This window comes from Stenotrophomonas sp. YJH_SMC_16, assembly GCF_059367875.1.
Genome location: NZ_JCAFRH010000003.1, coordinates 55,055 through 71,329 on the forward strand (window position 1 = coordinate 55,055; position 16,275 = coordinate 71,329).

Annotated in this window: 13 protein-coding genes; 7 read left to right on the forward strand and 6 right to left on the reverse strand. The window is 67.4% G+C overall.

The annotated features are described in order from the left end of the window. Positions 1 to 29: 29 nt before the first annotated feature. Positions 30 to 1,160 (reverse strand): tRNA guanosine(34) transglycosylase Tgt, encoded by a 1,131-nt coding sequence (gene tgt, locus AC5P6E_RS07775; protein WP_019338815.1) that lies wholly within the window; start codon positions 1,158 to 1,160, stop codon positions 30 to 32. A gap of 177 nt (positions 1,161 to 1,337) precedes the next feature. Continuing rightward, positions 1,338 to 2,405, reverse strand: coding sequence for a tRNA preQ1(34) S-adenosylmethionine ribosyltransferase-isomerase QueA (queA, locus tag AC5P6E_RS07780; RefSeq protein WP_019338814.1), 1,068 nt, complete (start codon positions 2,403 to 2,405; stop codon positions 1,338 to 1,340). Positions 2,406 to 2,616: 211 nt separating this feature from the next. Here queA and AC5P6E_RS07785 point away from each other — a divergent pair, with 211 nt between their 5' ends. Together AC5P6E_RS07785 and AC5P6E_RS07790 are read left to right on the forward strand one after the other, a co-directional pair. Beyond that, complete coding sequence (locus AC5P6E_RS07785; protein ID WP_019338813.1) at positions 2,617 to 4,113, forward strand: aminotransferase class III-fold pyridoxal phosphate-dependent enzyme; 1,497 nt, start codon at positions 2,617 to 2,619, stop codon at positions 4,111 to 4,113. A 264-nt stretch (positions 4,114 to 4,377) separates the two neighbouring features. Then, the gene (locus AC5P6E_RS07790; protein WP_019338812.1) at positions 4,378 to 4,971 is read left to right on the forward strand and encodes an LOG family protein; all 594 of its coding nucleotides are present in this window, start codon (positions 4,378 to 4,380) and stop codon (positions 4,969 to 4,971) included. Between the two features lie 19 nt (positions 4,972 to 4,990). On the opposite strand, the gene AC5P6E_RS07795 is transcribed toward AC5P6E_RS07790, so the two are convergent. Then, a complete protein-coding gene (locus tag AC5P6E_RS07795) occupies positions 4,991 to 7,831 on the reverse strand; it encodes an EAL domain-containing protein (protein WP_019338811.1) in 2,841 nt (946 codons plus the stop codon). 247 nt (positions 7,832 to 8,078) lie between these two features. On the opposite strand from AC5P6E_RS07795, the gene AC5P6E_RS07800 reads away from it, so the two are divergent. The 5 genes from AC5P6E_RS07800 (at position 8,079) to AC5P6E_RS07820 (ending at position 12,202) form a co-directional block, all read left to right on the forward strand. Then, positions 8,079 to 8,597 (forward strand): RNA polymerase sigma factor, encoded by a 519-nt coding sequence (locus tag AC5P6E_RS07800; RefSeq protein ID WP_229301621.1) that lies wholly within the window; start codon positions 8,079 to 8,081, stop codon positions 8,595 to 8,597. Further along, positions 8,594 to 9,535: a hypothetical protein gene (locus tag AC5P6E_RS07805; protein WP_329834593.1), complete on the forward strand. Its 942-nt coding sequence runs from the start codon at positions 8,594 to 8,596 to the stop codon at positions 9,533 to 9,535. The genes AC5P6E_RS07800 and AC5P6E_RS07805 overlap by 4 nt, the downstream gene beginning before the upstream one ends. A 40-nt stretch (positions 9,536 to 9,575) precedes the next feature. Then, on the forward strand, positions 9,576 to 10,172 hold the full coding sequence (locus AC5P6E_RS07810) for an IMPACT family protein (protein ID WP_010484486.1): 597 nt from the start codon (positions 9,576 to 9,578) through the stop codon (positions 10,170 to 10,172). After that, a complete protein-coding gene (locus tag AC5P6E_RS07815; protein ID WP_019336408.1) occupies positions 10,165 to 11,937 on the forward strand; it encodes an ABC transporter transmembrane domain-containing protein in 1,773 nt (590 codons plus the stop codon). Before AC5P6E_RS07810 ends, AC5P6E_RS07815 begins: the two co-directional genes overlap by 8 nt. A 70-nt stretch (positions 11,938 to 12,007) precedes the next feature. Further along, the gene (locus tag AC5P6E_RS07820; RefSeq protein ID WP_005409247.1) at positions 12,008 to 12,202 is read left to right on the forward strand and encodes a hypothetical protein; all 195 of its coding nucleotides are present in this window, start codon (positions 12,008 to 12,010) and stop codon (positions 12,200 to 12,202) included. Between the two features lie 227 nt (positions 12,203 to 12,429). Here the strand turns inward: AC5P6E_RS07820 and AC5P6E_RS07825 are convergent, their stop codons facing one another. The 3 genes from AC5P6E_RS07825 to AC5P6E_RS07835 form a co-directional block, all read right to left on the reverse strand. Beyond that, a complete protein-coding gene (locus tag AC5P6E_RS07825; protein ID WP_019336407.1) occupies positions 12,430 to 13,554 on the reverse strand; it encodes a prephenate dehydrogenase in 1,125 nt (374 codons plus the stop codon). Then, positions 13,551 to 14,459: a pyridoxal kinase gene (pdxY, locus tag AC5P6E_RS07830; protein ID WP_019336406.1), complete on the reverse strand. Its 909-nt coding sequence runs from the start codon at positions 14,457 to 14,459 to the stop codon at positions 13,551 to 13,553. Before pdxY ends, AC5P6E_RS07825 begins: the two co-directional genes overlap by 4 nt. Positions 14,460 to 15,039: 580 nt before the next feature. After that, positions 15,040 to 16,239, reverse strand: a complete 1,200-nt coding sequence (locus AC5P6E_RS07835) for an MFS transporter (protein WP_019338395.1) — start codon at positions 16,237 to 16,239, stop codon at positions 15,040 to 15,042. Positions 16,240 to 16,275: the final 36 nt, after the last annotated feature.

Here is a 16,275-nt window from a genome sequence, read left to right on the forward strand (position 1 = left end):
CTTGGGCCGTTTGGCAGGGGGTACTCGGTTTACAGGGGCGGCGCGACCGCCCCGCGTGCCGCGTAGAAAGACTCACGGAAGGCCAGGAAGGTTCCCGCTTCGATGGCCGCACGGATGTCGGCCATCAGCTTTTCGTAATAGAACAGGTTGTGCAGGGTACCCAGCATCGGCGCCAGCATCTCGTTGCAGCGGTCCAGGTGGCGGAGGTAGGAACGGGTGTAGCCACCGGTGCAGGCCACGCAGCCGCAGCCGGGCTCGATCGGATCCATGTCGCGCGCGTACTGCGAGTTGCGGATGCGGACGGTGCCGAACGAGGTGAAATAGTGGCCGTTGCGCGCGTTGCGGGTGGGCATCACGCAATCGAACATGTCCACGCCACGTGCGACACCCTCGACCAGGTCTTCCGGCCGGCCCACGCCCATCAGGTAGCGCGGGCGGTCACCCGGCAGCTCCGGGTCCAGGTGGTCGAGCATGGCATTGCGCTCGTGCTCCGGCTCGCCCACGGCGAGGCCGCCGATGGCGTAACCGTCGAAGCCGATCGCCTGCAGGGCCTCGGCCGAGCGGCTGCGCAGGTCGGTGTGCACGCCCCCCTGGACGATGCCGAACAGGGCCGCGTCGTTGCCCAGCTCGTCATGCGCGTTGCGGCTGCGCTGCGCCCAGCGCAGGCTCAGTTCCATGGAACGGCGGGCGACGTCTTCGGTGGCCGGGTACGGGGTGCACTCGTCGAAGATCATCACCACGTCCGAATCGAGCACCTTCTGGATCTTCATGCTCTCCTCCGGGCCCAGGAACACGCGAGCGCCGTCGGTGGGCGAGGCGAAGGTCACGCCCTGCTCGGTGATCTTGCGACGGTGGGCCAGCGAGAACACCTGGAAGCCGCCGGAGTCGGTCAGGATCGGGCCATCCCAGCGGCAGAAGCCGTGCAGGCCGCCGTGGTCGGCGATGATGTCCAGGCCCGGGCGCAGGTACAGGTGGAAGGTGTTGCCGAGGATGATCTCGGCGCCCACCGCACGCACCTGGTCCGGCAGGATGCCCTTGACCGAGCCATAGGTCCCCACCGGCATGAAGGCCGGCGTTTCCACCGTGCCACGCGGGAAGGTCAGGCGGCCACGGCGGGCACGGCCGTCGCGGGTCTGGAGCTGGAACTGCAATCGGGACATGGAGCGGTCATTCGGGCAAATAGTCGCTCATTGTCTCCCAAAACCGGCTCGACCGCCCATTCAGGCCTGAACGGCACGGCAGTAGAGCCACGCCATGCGTGGCTTTCCTGGTCTCCAGGCGCCTGCAAGTGCGCACCAACGGTGCGCACCCACCACAAGCAGGCAGAGGTCAGCGCCCTACCCCGCTTGCGGGAACAGCAGCATGGCGTCGCCGTAGCTGAAGAAGCGGTAGCGCTGCTCGATCGCGTGCTGGTAGGCCTCGAACACCCTTTCCTTGCCGGCGAACGCGGAGATCATCATCAGCAGCGTGCTTTCCGGCAGGTGGAAGTTGGTCACCATCGCGTCGACGCTGCGGATGCGGTAGCCCGGGGTGATGAAGATCTGCGTTTCACCGGCGAACGGCAGCAGCTCGCCATCGCGCATCGCGCTTTCCAGCGCGCGTACCACCGTGGTGCCAACGCCGATCACCCGGCCGCCGGCGGCGCGCGTGCGCCGTACCTGCTGCACCAGCTCAGCGCCGACGTTCAGCCACTCGCGGTGCATCACGTGGTCCTTCAGGTCATCGGCACGCACCGGCTGGAAGGTGCCCGCGCCCACGTGCAGGGTGACGTGGCCGAAGTCCACGCCCTTCTCCTTCAGCGCGGCCAGCAGCGGTTCGTCGAAATGCAGGCCGGCGGTCGGTGCCGCCACCGCGCCCACTTCACGTGCGAACACGGTCTGGTAGCGCTCGCGGTCGTCCACGCCCGGCTCGCGCTGGATGTACGGCGGCAGCGGCAGCCGGCCGGCATGCAGCAGCCACTGTTCCAGCGATTCCGGCACATGGAACTGCAGGACGTAGAACTCGCCATCGCGGCCCAGCACCTCGGCTTCGCCACCGGCATCCAGCGCGATGCGGCTGCCGGCCTTTGGCGACTTGCTGGCGCCGACCTGGGCACGGGCCTGCTGGCCGCCGAGCAGGCGTTCGATCAGGATCTCCACGCGGCCACCGCTGGCCTTCTGCCCGAACAGGCGCGCCGGGATCACCCGGGTGTCGTTGAACACCAGCAGATCGCCCGGCTGCAGCAGGGATGGCAGATCACGCACCTGCAGATCGGTGAAGCCATCGGGCGCCGGCGGGACCAGCAGCAGGCGGCTGGCGGAACGTTCGGCCAAGGGTGCCTGCGCGATCAGTTCAGCCGGCAGGTCGTAGTGGAAATCGGACTTCTTCAAGGCAGTGGGCGGCAACAGGTCGACAATGGCGCGCATTGTACGTCCAGCGTCTGCGAGCCGGCGCGCTTCGCGGCGAACGTCGCGCAAAATGCTGCTATGCAGCAGGTTTCTGCGGGGTTATCGCGCAAAAAAACAAGTGCTAGCATCGAGCCGGAAGTCCGCTGCACGAGCCTGCCCCCAAGCGCGCGTGATGACGCGCGTTTTGCTTTTGAAGACCCGTGCGACCCATTGTTTCAGGAGATCTGCAATGAGCTTCATCGAACGCCTCGCCCCCCTGCGCAACCAGCCCGGCACCCGCCTCACCTCCGGTCTGGACGATGCCACCCTGACCACCCTGTCCGCCAACCACCCGCAGCTGATCGCTGCGGTGGATGCCGCCGCCGAGGAATTCGCGCGCGTGCAGGCCGACCTGGGGCCGCTGCTGGCGCAGGACGAACAGGCGCAGATCGACGCGATGCAGGACGGTTTCGTCAATTTCTATGCCGATGACGCGGTGACCCCGTACGTGGCACTGGCCGCGCGCGGCCCGTGGGTGGTCACCCTGAAGGGCGCCGTGCTGTACGACGCCGGCGGCTACGGCATGCTCGGCTTCGGGCACACCCCGGATGCCGTGCTGGAGGCGATGGCCCGCCCGCAGGTGATGGCCAACATCATGACCCCCAGCCTGTCGCAGCAGCGCTTCATCACCGCCCTGCGCGCCGAGATCGGCCACCGCCGTGGCGGCTGCCCGTTCGCCCGTTTCATGTGCCTGAATTCCGGTTCCGAGGCCGTCGGCCTGGCCGCCCGCATCGCCGACGTCAACGCCAAGCTGCAGACCGACCCCGGCGCGCGCCACGCCGGCGCCGCGATCAAGCGCGTGGTGGTCAAGGGCAGCTTCCACGGCCGTACCGACCGCCCGGCGCTGTATTCCGATTCCAGCCGCAAGAGCTACATGCAGCACCTGGCCAGCTATCGCGGCGAGGACTCGGTGATCACCGTGGCGCCGTACGACGAGGCCGGCCTGCGCAAGGTGTTCGAGGATGCCGCACGCAACCAGTGGTTCATCGAAGCGGTGTTCCTGGAGCCGGTGATGGGCGAAGGCGACCCCGGCCGCTCGGTGCCGCCGTCGTTCTATGCCGTGGCCCGTGAACTGACCCGTGCCCATGGCAGCCTGCTGCTGCTCGACTCGATCCAGGCCGGCCTGCGCGCGCATGGCGTGCTCTCGGTGGTGGACTACCCGGGCTTCGAAGGCCTGGACCCGCCGGACATGGAGACCTATTCCAAGGCGCTCAACGCCGCGCAGTTCCCGCTGTCCGTGCTGGCGGTAACCGAGCATGCCGCGCAGCTGTACCGCAAGGGCATCTATGGCAACACCATGACCAGCAACCCGCGTGCGCTGGACGTGGCCTGCGCCACCCTGGCCCAGCTGACCCCGCAGGTGCGTGCCAACATTGCCGAACGCGGTGCCGAGGCCGTGCGTAAGCTGGAACAGCTGAAGAACGAGCTGGGCGGGCTGATCACCAAGGTGCAGGGCACCGGCCTGCTGTTCTCCTGCGAGCTGGCCCCGCAGTTCAAGTGCTACGGCGCCAATTCCACCGAGGAATGGCTGCGCCAGCACGGCATCAACGTGATCCACGGTGGCGAGAACTCGCTGCGCTTCACCCCGCACTTCGGCATGGACAGCGAAGAGCTGGACCTGCTGGTGGGCATGGTCGGCCGCGCCCTGCGTGAAGGCCCGCGCCGCGAGCAGGCTGCGGCGGCGTAAACCCCCGCTTCGGTAGAGCCGAAGGCAGCGGCAGGAGCCGCTGCCAACGTCGCTGGCGACGGCCCGAAGGGTGCCGGTCAGGACGACCGGCATAGCCCATGCTCGGCTGGCGCCTTTGCCGCGATCTGAACGAAGAGCAGCCGAGCGCGGCTCGGCTCTACAGAAGGCCTCTCAAGGCCTCATAATCCTTGGGCACCCCGTCCCTGACCGCCCTGCGGTCGGCGACGGGGCGTTTTCGTTTCCGGCCAAGAGACAGGAAGATCCATGAAATCGATCTGTGTGTACTGTGGTTCCAACGCTGGCAGCAAGCCGGCCTATACCGAACGCGCCATTGCACTGGGCGACCGCATCGCCCGCGAAGGCCTGCGCCTGGTGTATGGCGGGGGCAACGTCGGCCTGATGGGAACCGTGGCCAATGCCGTGCTTGCCGCTGGCGGCGAAGTGACCGGCGTGATCCCGCGTCAGCTGGCCGACTGGGAAGTGGCCCACCGCGGCCTGACCGAACTGGAGATCGTCGGTTCGATGCATGAGCGCAAGTCGCGCATGTTCGACCTCGCCGATGGCTTCGTCACCCTGCCCGGCGGCTTCGGCACCATGGAAGAGATCTTCGAGATGCTGACCTGGCGCCAGCTGGGCATCGGCAACAAGCCGTGCGCGTTCCTCGATGTGGAAGGCTTCTACGCCCCGCTGATCGGCATGATCGATCGCATGGTGGAAGAGCGCTTCCTGCACCCGGACCAGCGCCAGGACCTGTGGTACGGCTCGGACATCGAAGCGATGCTGGAGTGGATGAAGAACTACCAGCCGGCCCAGGCCTCGAAGTGGATCGACGAGAAGCGTCGCGCCGCCCTGCGTTGATGCAGCCGCACGCGGTGGCTCAGGTCGCCGCGTGCGACCACGGGGCGGGCCGCCCCAGCAGATAGCCTTGGCCGTAATCGCAGCCCAGTTCGCGCAGGGTCTGCCGCTGCGCCTCGGTCTCGATGCCTTCACCGATGGTCTCGATGCCCAGCGTGCGCGCCAGCGACAGTACGCCTTCGACCAGCGCGCGCGTGCTCTGCACTTCCGGTCCATGCAGGCCGGCGATGAAGCTCTGGTCGATCTTCAGCGTACTGATCGGGAAACGGTGCAGGTAGGACAGCGCGGAGAAGCCGGTACCGAAATCGTCCAGCTGCACCTGGATGCCGCGCTCGCGCAGCCCCTGCAGGATGCGCAGCGTGTGCGGGCCATCGTCCAGCAGCGCCACCTCGGTGATCTCCAGGCGCAGCCGGCGCGGATCGGCACCGCAGCTGTCGAGCAGGCCGAACAGGCGGTCACTGAATTCGGCGGAGCGGAAATGCCGGGGTGAGACGTTCACCGAGACGTAGCCTTCGCCCCCCTGCGCCAACCCCGCGATGACCTGCTCGTAGATCAGCCAGTCGACCTGTTCGATCAGGCCGCTCTCTTCACCCAGCTCCAGGAACGCGCCCGGCAGCAGCAGGCCGCGGCGCTCATGCTGCCAGCGCAGCAGCGCCTCGTGGCCCACCACCTCGCCATCGGACAGGCGCACGATCGGCTGGTAGAACGGCACGAAATCGCGGTTGTTGATCGCGCGACGCAGGTCGGCCTCCAGGTCAAGGCTGCGCATGGCCTGCTCGCGCATGTCTTCGTCGAAGATCGCGCAGCGGTCATGACCCTGCGCCTTGGCCCGGTACATGGCCGCGTCGGCGTCGCGCAGCAGCTCTTCGCCGGTGCGGTAGCGCGGGTTCCACAGGGCGATGCCCAGGCTGCCGGACGGGAACAGTTCGCGCCCGGCGATCCACATCGATTCCTGCAGTGCCAGCAGCAGGCGCTGGCCAAAGTCCAGCGCCTGTGCCAGGCCCTGCGGGCATTGCAGCAGCACCGCGAATTCATCACCGCCCAGCCGCGCCACGACGTCCTCGGCGCCAGCCATCGATACGATGCGCTTGGCCACTTCCACCAGCATGCGGTCACCAGCAGCGTGGCCGATACTGTCGTTGACCAGCTTGAAGCGGTCCAGGTCGAGGAACAGCACAGCGAACACCGGCCCACCATCACGCTTGGCCAGCGCCAGCGAATCCTGCAGGCGATCAAGCAAATGCAGGCGGTTGGGCAGGCCGGTCAGCGCATCGTGCATGGCCTGGTGGGTCAGGCGTTGCTCGGCCCGCAGGCGTTCACCAATCTGCCCGAGCAACTTCTCGTTGACCTCGGCCAGCTCGCGGGTACGTTCTTCCACGCGCTTTTCCAGCTCGGCATGCGCCGAGCGCAGCCGTTGCTGGTCGCGCTGACGGGCCAGGCCGGTACCGATGTTCTGCGCAACGAAGGTCAGCAGGCGCTGGTCATGCACGCTGAAAATGCTGTTCTCGCTGTAGCTCTGCACCACGATCGCGCCGACCACTTCGTCGTCGCGCAGCAGTGGTACGCCCAGCCAGCAGTGCGAACGCGCACCGGATTCACGCACCTCGCCACTGGCCAGCAGTGCATCGATCTGCGCGCGCGAGGCCAGCAGCGGGCGCCGGTTGCGCACCACGTATTCGGTCAGGCCCCGGCTGAAGGGCCGTGGCGCGCGACTGGCATTGTGCTCGTCCACCGAATACACGAAATCCAGGCCGTTGCCGGCCGGGTTGACCAGGGCGATGTAGAAATTGCGTGCGTCGAGCAGGCGCCCAACCACGCCATGCACCTGTCCGTAGAACTGGGCCAGGCTGTCGGCCGACATCGCCATCTCAGCAATGTTATAGAGCGCGGTCTGCAGCTGTTCGGCGCGACGCCGCTCGGTTACTTCGTCCTGCAGGCTGTGGTTGGCGCGCTGCAGTTCCTGGGTACGCCGCTCTACCTGCTGCTCCAGCCGCACCTGCGCCTGGCGCCGGTCCATCGCGGTCTGCACATGCTGCGCAACGAAACCCAGCAATGCGCGCTCGGCCTCGCCATAGCGGGCCGCCTGTTCATAGCTCTGAACCACGATGGCACCGCATACACGGCCATCGCGCAGCATCGGCACGCCCAGCCAGTCCAGGCTTTCCGGCCCACGCTGCGGGTCGTGCTCCTGTTCCATCACCTGCGCCAGCAGTTTGCGCGAGGGACCACTGAGCGGTTTGCCATGGCGCAGCAGCGCCACGGTCAGGCTGCGCGGCATCTCGCTGGCGTCATGGCTCTGCGTGGGATCGGCGACGAAGTCATCGACCTGATCGGCGAAGTACAGGAACCGGATCTGGTCGCGCACATCGTCGTATTCCACGATGTAGCAGTTCTCGGCATACATCAGCGTGCCCAGCACACCATGCACGTGGCGCAGCATCTCGGGCATTTCAAGGTCGGCACCGGCCAGGTCTGCAATCTGGAACAGGGCCTGCTGCAACCGCTCGGCCTCTTCCAGTGCCTTGATCTGGCCGGCCTGGCGGCCGCGCTGCAGCGCCAGCTCCATCGCCTGCCGGGCAACGCCCCACCATGCCGGCGAAGGCACTGCGCCTTCGACCGACAACAGCAGGCGCGCACCATCATGTTCCCAGCCGTGCTGGCCATCGCCCGCGCCGGGTGCCGCCGCATCACCTCCGGCAGCCGCTGTCGGCCACCCCCCCTGGCCACGACCGAGCTGCGGGTCGTCCCAGCCGACGCGGACCACGGCCGTTTCCGGCAAAAGCGCATGCAACGCGCGCACCAGCGCCGTGCTCAGCACGGCCTCGTGTGGTGGCTCTTCCGCCGGTTCAGCATGCGTGGACAAATGACAATCTCTTGGCGCCGTCGGTGCGTCGCCTCCCCTGAGCCGCCGAGCATAGCGCGCCACCCGGGGGGCAATGGAAGCCCGTAAACCCCGAATCGTGCGCCCGTACGTTTTTCCTGCTGTCCGTAGCCCCTTCCGAGCCATGACCCTCGCCCTGCCCGCCCCCGCCACCGGCTATGCGCCATCGCCTGCAGGCCTTACCCTGTACGCCGTGGAAGCCAGCGCACTGCCAACCGATGAAGCCTTGATGCTGGCCTGGGCCGGTGGCGACCTGCGCGCATTCGAAAGCCTGTATGCGCGCCATCGCAAGCGCCTGTTCGGCTTCCTGCTGCGGCAACTGCGCGACAACGCGCTGGCCGAGGAGATCTTCCAGGACGTCTGGCAGCGGGTGATCAGCGCCCGCGCCGGCTGGCAGCCCGAGGCGGCGTTCAGCACCTGGTTGTTCCGCATTGCGCACAACCGCCTGAATGACCATTGGCGTGCCGCCCGTCATCGCCCCGCCGCGCCGGCCGACGCCGATCTGCGCCTGGCCGCGATCGAGGATGGGCAGACCCCGGAAGGTGAGCTTTCCGAATTCGAACAACGTCGCCGCATCCAGCTGGCGATGGAACAACTGCCGCCGGAGCAGCGCGAAGTGCTGCAGCTGCGGCTGGATCAGGAACTGAGCCTGGAGGAGATCGGCCAGATCACCGGCGTAGGCCGGGAAACCGTGAAATCGCGGCTGCGCTATGCGATGGACAAGCTGCGTGCGGGATTGAACGCATGAACCGAGACGAACCGCTGACGCCGGAAGAACGCGAGCTGTCCCGCCTGCTCGGCCGTCGCGCCGATCAGGCACCGCCCGCCGCACTGGACGCCGCCATCCTGGCCGCGGCCCGCGCTGCCGTGGACGCTCCGGCTGCCGATGCGGTCGCCTCTCCCGAGGCGCCGCCCATGCAGCGCGCACGCCCGCGTTGGCCGGCGGTGTTCGGCATCGCCGCCTCGATGGTGTTCGCCATTGGCATCGCCTGGCAGCTGCGTCCGGAACCGCCGCCGGTTCCGGCCGGTGAGGCCGCTGTTGCTGCGGCACCGGCTGCTGCAGAAGACGTTGCGGCTGCCGATCAGGCCGCTGACAGCAGTGCGGCCGACAGCGCGGTGGCGGCTGCGGAACCGGCCGCTACGCCCGCAGCGCCCGAGGCAGGCCCTGTTGCCGCTGCCCCGGCACCGGCACCGGTCATCGCGCGCACGCGCAAGCCTGCGCCGGCCGAGTCCGCTGACGCGCCGGCCCAGGCTGCACGATCGATGGCTGCAGATGCCGCCGCCGATACCTCCTTTGCGGCCCTTCCGCCCGCTCCGGCCGCAGCGCCGGCAGCGTCCGGGGCGCTGAAAGCACGCACGGCCGCAGCACCGGCAGCGAATGCCGCCGAAGTCGAGCGGGCGCAGGCGCTGGACCGGGTAGAAATCACCTCGATGAAGCGTGAGGCTCCCAGCCGTTCCGCACCAGGCATCATGCGCCGCAGCACCGATGCGGGCCTGAGCGCGGACGCCGTGCAGGCCGAGGTGGACGCCGACGCACGACTGCCGCGTCGGCAGTGGCTGCAGAAGATCCGTACACGACGCGACGACGGCCAGCGCGATCTGGCCCGTGCCAGCCTGGAGCGTTACATGCAGCAGTACCCGGAAGCGCGCCTGCCACGCGACCTGCGCCCACTGCTGGACGACTGAAGCGGACGGGAATACCCGGCAACCCCGTAGAATGGCGGGAATGCTCGATACTCTCGCCCAGCCGGTCAGCCACACGCTGGAAGTCAAACACAGCCGTTTCATCGCCCATGCCGCGCCGATCGAAGGCGCCGCAGCGGCCATGGCGTTCCTGCAGCAGGTCGCGGTGGCCGATGCCACCCACAACTGCTGGGCCTACCGGCACGGGCAGGACTATCGCTCCAGCGACGATGGCGAGCCGGCCGGCACGGCTGGACGTCCGATCCTGGCGGCGATCGACGGCCAGGGTTTCGACCGGGTGATGGTGGTGGTGACCCGCTGGTTCGGCGGTATCAAGCTCGGCGCCGGTGGCCTTGTACGCGCCTACGGTGGCGCCGCCGCCGAGTGCCTGCGTACCGCGCCGCGCCTGCCGCTGCTAGCGATGGCCCGGCTGCAGCTGCTGGCCGGCTTCGAGGATCTGGGTACCCTGCACGCCACCCTGCCCGCCTTCGGTGCCGAAAAGCGCGATGAACAGTTCGATGCCAATGGCGTGTGCCTGCGGATCGAATTGCCTGCCGATCAGGTCGACGCATTGAAAATCCGCCTGCGCGACGCCACCCGTGACCGTATCCGCATAGAAGACGACGACCAGGATGACTGACAAGGACGACGCCCCCGCTTCGACCCCGCCGCTGCGGCGCCTCGGCAGCCTGCGCACGCTGTGGCCATTCGTGCGCCGCCATAGCGGGCTGTTCACCGCCTGGCTGCTGGCCCTGGCGGTGTCTTCGGCCGCCACGCTGAGCCTGCCGCCGGCGGTGAAGCAGATGATCGATCATGGTTTCAGCAGTGGCGGCCAGATCAACCGCGCCTTCGCCCTGCTGATGCTGGTGGCGGTCGTGATGGCGTTGGGCACGGCCGCGCGTTTCTACTTCGTGTCGCTGCTCGGCGAAAAAGTCGTGGCCGACCTGCGCAGCCAGCTGTATGCCCACCTGATCCAGCTGGGCGCCGGCTTCCACGACCGCAGCCGCAGCGGCGAACTGGTCTCGCGCCTGACCGCGGACACCGAACTGCTGCGCAGCGTGGTCGGCTCGACCATGTCCGTAGCATTGCGCAGCACGGTCACTGTCATCGGCAGCCTGGCGATGCTGTTCGTCACCAGCCCGCGGCTGGCCGCATGGTCGCTGCTCGGCATTCCACTGGCGGTGCTGCCGATCATCATCGGTGCGCGCAAGCTGCGCACGGTCGCGCGCAACAGCCAGGACCGCATCGCCGATGCCAACAGCCTGGCCAGCGAGACGCTGGGCGCGGTGCGCACGGTGCAGGCACATGCACGCGAACCATACGAACGCGGTCGCTTCGACAAGGCGCTCGGTGACGCCATCGGCGCCGCCCGCCGCCGCATCGGTGCACAGTCGCTGGTCACCGCCAGCGCCATCCTGCTGGTGTTCGGCGCCATCGTCGGTGTGCTGTGGCTGGGCGCGCACGACGTCATCGACGGCCGCCTCAGCGCCGGCACGCTGGGTCAGTTCGTGCTGTATGCATTGATCGGCGGCGGTTCGGTGGGCGCGCTGGCCGAAGTATGGAACGAGCTGCAGCGCGCGGCCGGCGGCATGGGCCGCATCGGCGAGCTGTTGCAGGAAGACATCGAGATCCGCGCGCCGGCCCAGCCGCATGCGCTGCCGCAACCGCTGCGTGGCGAGATCCGGTTCGACGACGTGGTGTTCCACTACCCGCAGCGACCGGAGCAGGCCGCACTGGACCACTTCAACCTGCATGTGCGCCCCGGCGAGACCGTAGCGCTGGTGGGTCCGTCAGGGGCGGGCAAGAGCACGGTGCTTTCGATGCTGCTGCGCTTCCATGACCCGGCCAGCGGCAGCATCGACGTGGACGGCATCGACGTGCGCCAGGTCGACCCGGCCGAGCTGCGTGCGCAGCTGGCGCTGGTGCCACAGCAGCCTACGCTGTTCGCTGCCAGTGCCCGCGACAACATCCGCTATGGCCGCCTGCAGGCCAGCGACGCCGAGGTCGAGGATGCCGCACGAGCGGCCGAGGCCGACGGTTTCCTGCGCGCGTTGCCGCAGGGCTATGACAGCGAGCTGGGTGAGCGCGGTGCCCGCCTGTCCGGTGGGCAGCAGCAGCGTGTGGCGATTGCCCGTGCGCTGCTGAAGGATGCGCCGATCCTGCTGCTGGATGAAGCCACCAGCGCGCTGGATGCACATAGCGAACACAGCGTGCAGCAGGCATTGGAACGGTTGATGGCGGGTCGCACCACGCTGGTCATCGCCCACCGCCTGGCCACCGTGCTCAAGGCCGACCGCATCGTGGTGATGGACCAGGGCCGCATCGTCGCCGAGGGCACGCACGCACAGCTGCTGGCCGAAGACGGACTGTACGCTGAACTGGCACGCCTGCAGTTCATCGATTGATGACGTCCGGCTAACATCGGCGCGGCCAAGCTGGCCGCGCAACTGCAGCATCCGCTGAAGGAGGTGCACGATGTCGTTCCGTCAGTTCCCCGCCGTCGACAGCAACGGCGAAAGTCACATCATCATTGAGTTCAAGCCCGAGGCGAATGGCAGCGGGCACCATTCCGAAGCCACGCCGCGCTACGAGCTGGATGATGGGCGGCCGCTGGTGCGCGATGGCCGCGAGTTCACCACCAGTGGCGGCGAGTTGAGGTTGACGATCTGAGGTTCGCCGGGCATGGCCCGGCGCTACCGGATTTCATTCCGCCCCGCTCTGGTGGGTGTCGACCTTGGTCGACATGCTTTTTGCCAAAGGCGGTCGAGCATGGCTCGACGCTACAAAAAAGCATGGTCAATTTTTCACCAAGCATCTTGACAGCCTTGGCTGCCAAGGGCTGCGCGCGGTTATCCACACCTTTGCTCAGAAACCATCCACATCGCCTGTGGATGAATTCAGCCCAGCACCCGTCCGATGCCGCTGGCGTCCACCTCGGCCGCCGCCCGGGTGATCGCCGCCGGATCGCTGCCGGCCACGAATCCGATACGGAAATGCACTTCGCCGCCAGGCGTTCGCGAAGAATGGATCGACGCCAGGCTGATGCGGTGCTGCTCGAACACGTTCAGCAGTTCACGCAACGACCCCGGCCGGTCTTCCGGCAGGTGCACTGACAACGCATTGCGCTCGGTCAGGTCAGCCAGCAGATAGCCCACGCGTTCGAATGTGTAATTGCCGTCCGCCAGCGCCTGCTCGCCGAAGGCAGTGCGATTGGCCGACAGCAGCTGCTCCCGGAATGCAGCACGTGCACCGTCGTCACCCTGACCGACCTGCGCCTGCAGGGACTGCAGCTGGCCGACCAGCCGCTCCAGCATCGGCGCTACGTATGGGTTGCCGAACTGGATGTCTTCGTAGATCGCCGGGTTGAGCGACAGGATGCGCGAGATGATCGCCGTATCCAGCTCGAACGATGCCGACCGATACGGCATCATCGCGGCCAGATGGCCCAGCTGCGGCTGGTACTGGCGCAGCACGCCGGCCTGGGCCAGGTGAGTGGCATGCACCATCGCCTGTACCAGCGCCATCATCTGGTCGTGGTGCTGCGGCGTGGCGCGCACGCACTCAGCCTGCAACGCCGTGCACAGCGTATCGGCCCACGGCTGCCAGTGCTGCAGCCGCGCTTCGCAGACCACCATCACCCGGCCCTTCAAGGTCGGCGCCTTGGGCGGAGCGGTCATCGGGTGCAGGCCGACCACTTCGGCTTGAGAGGCCAACATCGCCTGGACCGGCGCTTCCTTCACCGAGGTCACGTCCAGCCACAGTCGGTCGCGTTCACGGCCTGCGGACTGCCGCACGTACTCGGCGATCAACGCGGGCGTGTGCCGGATCGGCGCCGAGAACACCAGCACGTCGGCCTGCGCCAGCAGCTCTTCCGGCGTATGCGAGTCCGGATCGGCCGGATCGTGGCCGATCACCTTCAGCTGCATGTGCTGCTGGAAGAAGCGGGTCAGCCAGCGCCCGTAGGCGCCGGCACTGCCGATGATGCCGACCGTGCGCGGCGTACGTTCGAGCAGGCCGCTCATGCCACGCGTTCGGCGCGGAAGCGCGACCCTTCGGCCAGCGCGGCAGGCGCTGCAGCAATCACGTCGAACTCTTCGAAGCCGTTGTCCAGGGTCGCCTCCAGCGCCGCGTGGGTGCCGGCAATCGCACGCGAGATCGCCTGCTGCATCGATTCGCCGCGCAGCAGGAACGACACCACCAGCGACATCAGCACATCGCCGGTACCGGCCACGTCCACCGGCAGCAGCGGCGAGGTCCAGCGCCAGGTCTCCTCGCGGCCAACGGCCAGGGTCACCAGTTCACCCGGGGTGCCGCCTACGCTGTGCGCGATCACCCAGTGCGGGCCACGATCCAGCAGCGTGCGTGCGGCGGCGATGGCATCAGCCTCGGCGAGCGCCGGCATGCCGGTCAGGCGATTCAGTTCAAAGGCGTTCGGGGTCACCAGCCAGGCACGCGGCAACAACCGCTCGGCGAAGATCGCTTCCAGGCCCGGTTCCACGTAGGGGCCGGTGTGAGTATCACCGATCACCGGATCCAGGCAGTAACGCAGCTGCGGGCAGGCCGGCAGGATGTCGTCCAGCCAGTCGGCGAAGGCGGCACCATTGGCCGTGCTGCCAAAGTAGCCGGAGACGAGCATCCTCGCCCGCTGCGGCAGGCCACGCTCGTGGGTGCCCCGCAACAGATCGGCGAACCAGTCGGCGGGCAGCACGCGACCGCGGGTGGTGTCGTAGAACGGCGCGTTGCTCAGCAGCACGGTCGGAATTTCGGCTACGCGCACGCCGAGCGCGCGCATCGGCGGTACGGCGGCGCTGTTGCCGGCATGGCCGTAGACAAGTTGCGACTGGACCGAGATGACATCGATCGGCGACGGGCCGTCGGGCCGCTGGCGGCGGCCGTGGACCAGGTGGTTATCAAGGAATTCGCTCATGGCCGCATTCTACGCCCAAGGGGGTTTTCGGCAGGGCTTGCAGCCCTGCACCTGCTCTATGCAACGGCAACGGCAACGGCAACGGCAAAAGCCAGAGCGGCATTCCGTGAGTTGGCGGGGCGGTGTGGGTGGTCAGGACACGCCGTAAACCCATCCATGGGGGCTCGATGGCGCCATCCATGGCGCCAACGGTCCTGCCCACCCACACCCCCCGCCTTCGACAGATTCATGCGGCTGTTGGTAACTGCGGCTGTTGGTGGGTGTCGACCTTGGTCGACACGGTAGATCCATGCCATGCGTGGATGAATTCATTCGATATCTGACAGATGTGTCGACCAAGGTCGACACCCACCAGAGCAGAGTGCTGCTCCAACAGATCGCGGCCAACTGTCGAAGGCGGGGTGGGTCCGGTTGAGGGGGCGTGAGCCGCATGGATGCGGCGACCGAGCTACATGGACGTACTTGCAGCGTCCCCCTCAACCGGACCCACCCCGCCAACCCACGGATAGCCAGCTTCTGCTGTTGACGTTGACGTTGCTTCGGCGGGTGCAGGGCTGCAAGCCCTGCAAACCAAAACCCCTCAGTGAGCAGCAGGCCGAGATGGCGGCAGCCACGCCGCCACGATGCCGAGTAGCGGCAGGAACGCGGTCAGCTGGTAGACGTACTCAATGCTGGTCTTGTCCGCCAGCAGGCCGAGCACGGCAGCACCCAGTCCACCCATGCCGAAGGCGAAGCCGAAGAACAGGCCGGACACCATGCCGATGCGGTGCGGCATCATCTCCTGCGCATACACCACGATCGCCGAGAACGCTGACGACAACACGAAACCGATCAGCACGGCCAGTACCGTGGTCCAGAACAGATCCGCATGCGGCAGCATCAACGCGAACGGGGCCACGCCGAAGATCGAGGTCCAGATGATCGGCTTGCGGCCGATGCGATCACCCAGCGGGCCGCCGAGGAAGCCGCCGGCCGCGGACGCCACCAGGAATGCGAACAGGTGCAGCTGCGCCTGTGCCACCGGAATGCCGAAATGGTGGATCAGGTAAAAGGTGAAGTAGCTGCCGATGCTGGCCATGTAGAAGTACTTGCTGAAGATCAGCACCAGCAGGATCGCCAGCACCTTGGCCACGGTGCGCGGCGGATGGCGCGGCGCCGTCGAGGCGGTGCTGGCCGGGCGCGGGATGCCCAAGTGCAGCGCGTACCAGCGGCCGACATAGGTCAGCAGCGCGATGCCGATCAGGGCGGCGCCGGCAAACCACGATGCGGCATGCTGGCCATACGGCACGATCACCGCCGCTGCAATCAGCGGGCCCAGCGCGGTACCGAAGTTGCCGCCGACCTGGAACACCGACTGTGCAAAACCATGGCGACCGCCCGAGGCCAGCCGCGCGATGCGCGAGGCTTCCGGATGGAAGATGGCCGAACCAATGCCGACCATCGCCGCCGCCATCAGCACCACCGCGTAGTTCGGTGCGAAACCGAGCAGCAGCATGCCGCACAGGGTCGAGGCCATGCCGATCGGCAGCGAGTACGGCGCCGGGCGGCGGTCGGTGGCCATGCCGATCAAGGGCTGGAAGATCGAGGCGGTGAGCTGGTAGGTCAGCGTGATCAGGCCGATCTGGGTGAAGCTCAGGTTGAAGCCGCCCTTGATCACCGGATAGATGGCCAGGATCAGCGACTGCATCATGTCGTTGACGACATGCGAGGTGGAAATGGCGGCCAGCACGCCGGGGGCCACCGGGCGTGAGGTCATTGCAGGAGAAGCCAGGGTTGACATGGACACAGTCAGGTTGGGGGCGAGCCACGCATGCTA

Bases quoted from the DNA above. Each gene is read 5' to 3' on its own strand.
- AC5P6E_RS07835 (WP_019338395.1), bottom strand. From the start codon at position 16,239: ATGTCAACCCTGGCTTCTCCTGCAATGACCTCACGCCCGGTGGCCCCC.
- AC5P6E_RS07825 (WP_019336407.1), bottom strand. From the start codon at position 13,554: ATGAGCGGCCTGCTCGAACGTACGCCGCGCACGGTCGGCATCATCGGC.
- AC5P6E_RS07805 (WP_329834593.1), top strand. From the start codon at position 8,594: ATGAACCGAGACGAACCGCTGACGCCGGAAGAACGCGAGCTGTCCCGC.
- AC5P6E_RS07785 (WP_019338813.1), top strand. From the start codon at position 2,617: ATGAGCTTCATCGAACGCCTCGCCCCCCTGCGCAACCAGCCCGGCACC.
- pdxY (WP_019336406.1), bottom strand. From the start codon at position 14,459: ATGAGCGAATTCCTTGATAACCACCTGGTCCACGGCCGCCGCCAGCGG.
- AC5P6E_RS07820 (WP_005409247.1), top strand. From the start codon at position 12,008: ATGTCGTTCCGTCAGTTCCCCGCCGTCGACAGCAACGGCGAAAGTCAC.
- AC5P6E_RS07790 (WP_019338812.1), top strand. From the start codon at position 4,378: ATGAAATCGATCTGTGTGTACTGTGGTTCCAACGCTGGCAGCAAGCCG.
- AC5P6E_RS07815 (WP_019336408.1), top strand. From the start codon at position 10,165: ATGACTGACAAGGACGACGCCCCCGCTTCGACCCCGCCGCTGCGGCGC.
- AC5P6E_RS07800 (WP_229301621.1), top strand. From the start codon at position 8,079: ATGCTGGCCTGGGCCGGTGGCGACCTGCGCGCATTCGAAAGCCTGTAT.
- queA (WP_019338814.1), bottom strand. From the start codon at position 2,405: ATGCGCGCCATTGTCGACCTGTTGCCGCCCACTGCCTTGAAGAAGTCC.
- tgt (WP_019338815.1), bottom strand. From the start codon at position 1,160: ATGTCCCGATTGCAGTTCCAGCTCCAGACCCGCGACGGCCGTGCCCGC.
- AC5P6E_RS07810 (WP_010484486.1), top strand. From the start codon at position 9,576: ATGCTCGATACTCTCGCCCAGCCGGTCAGCCACACGCTGGAAGTCAAA.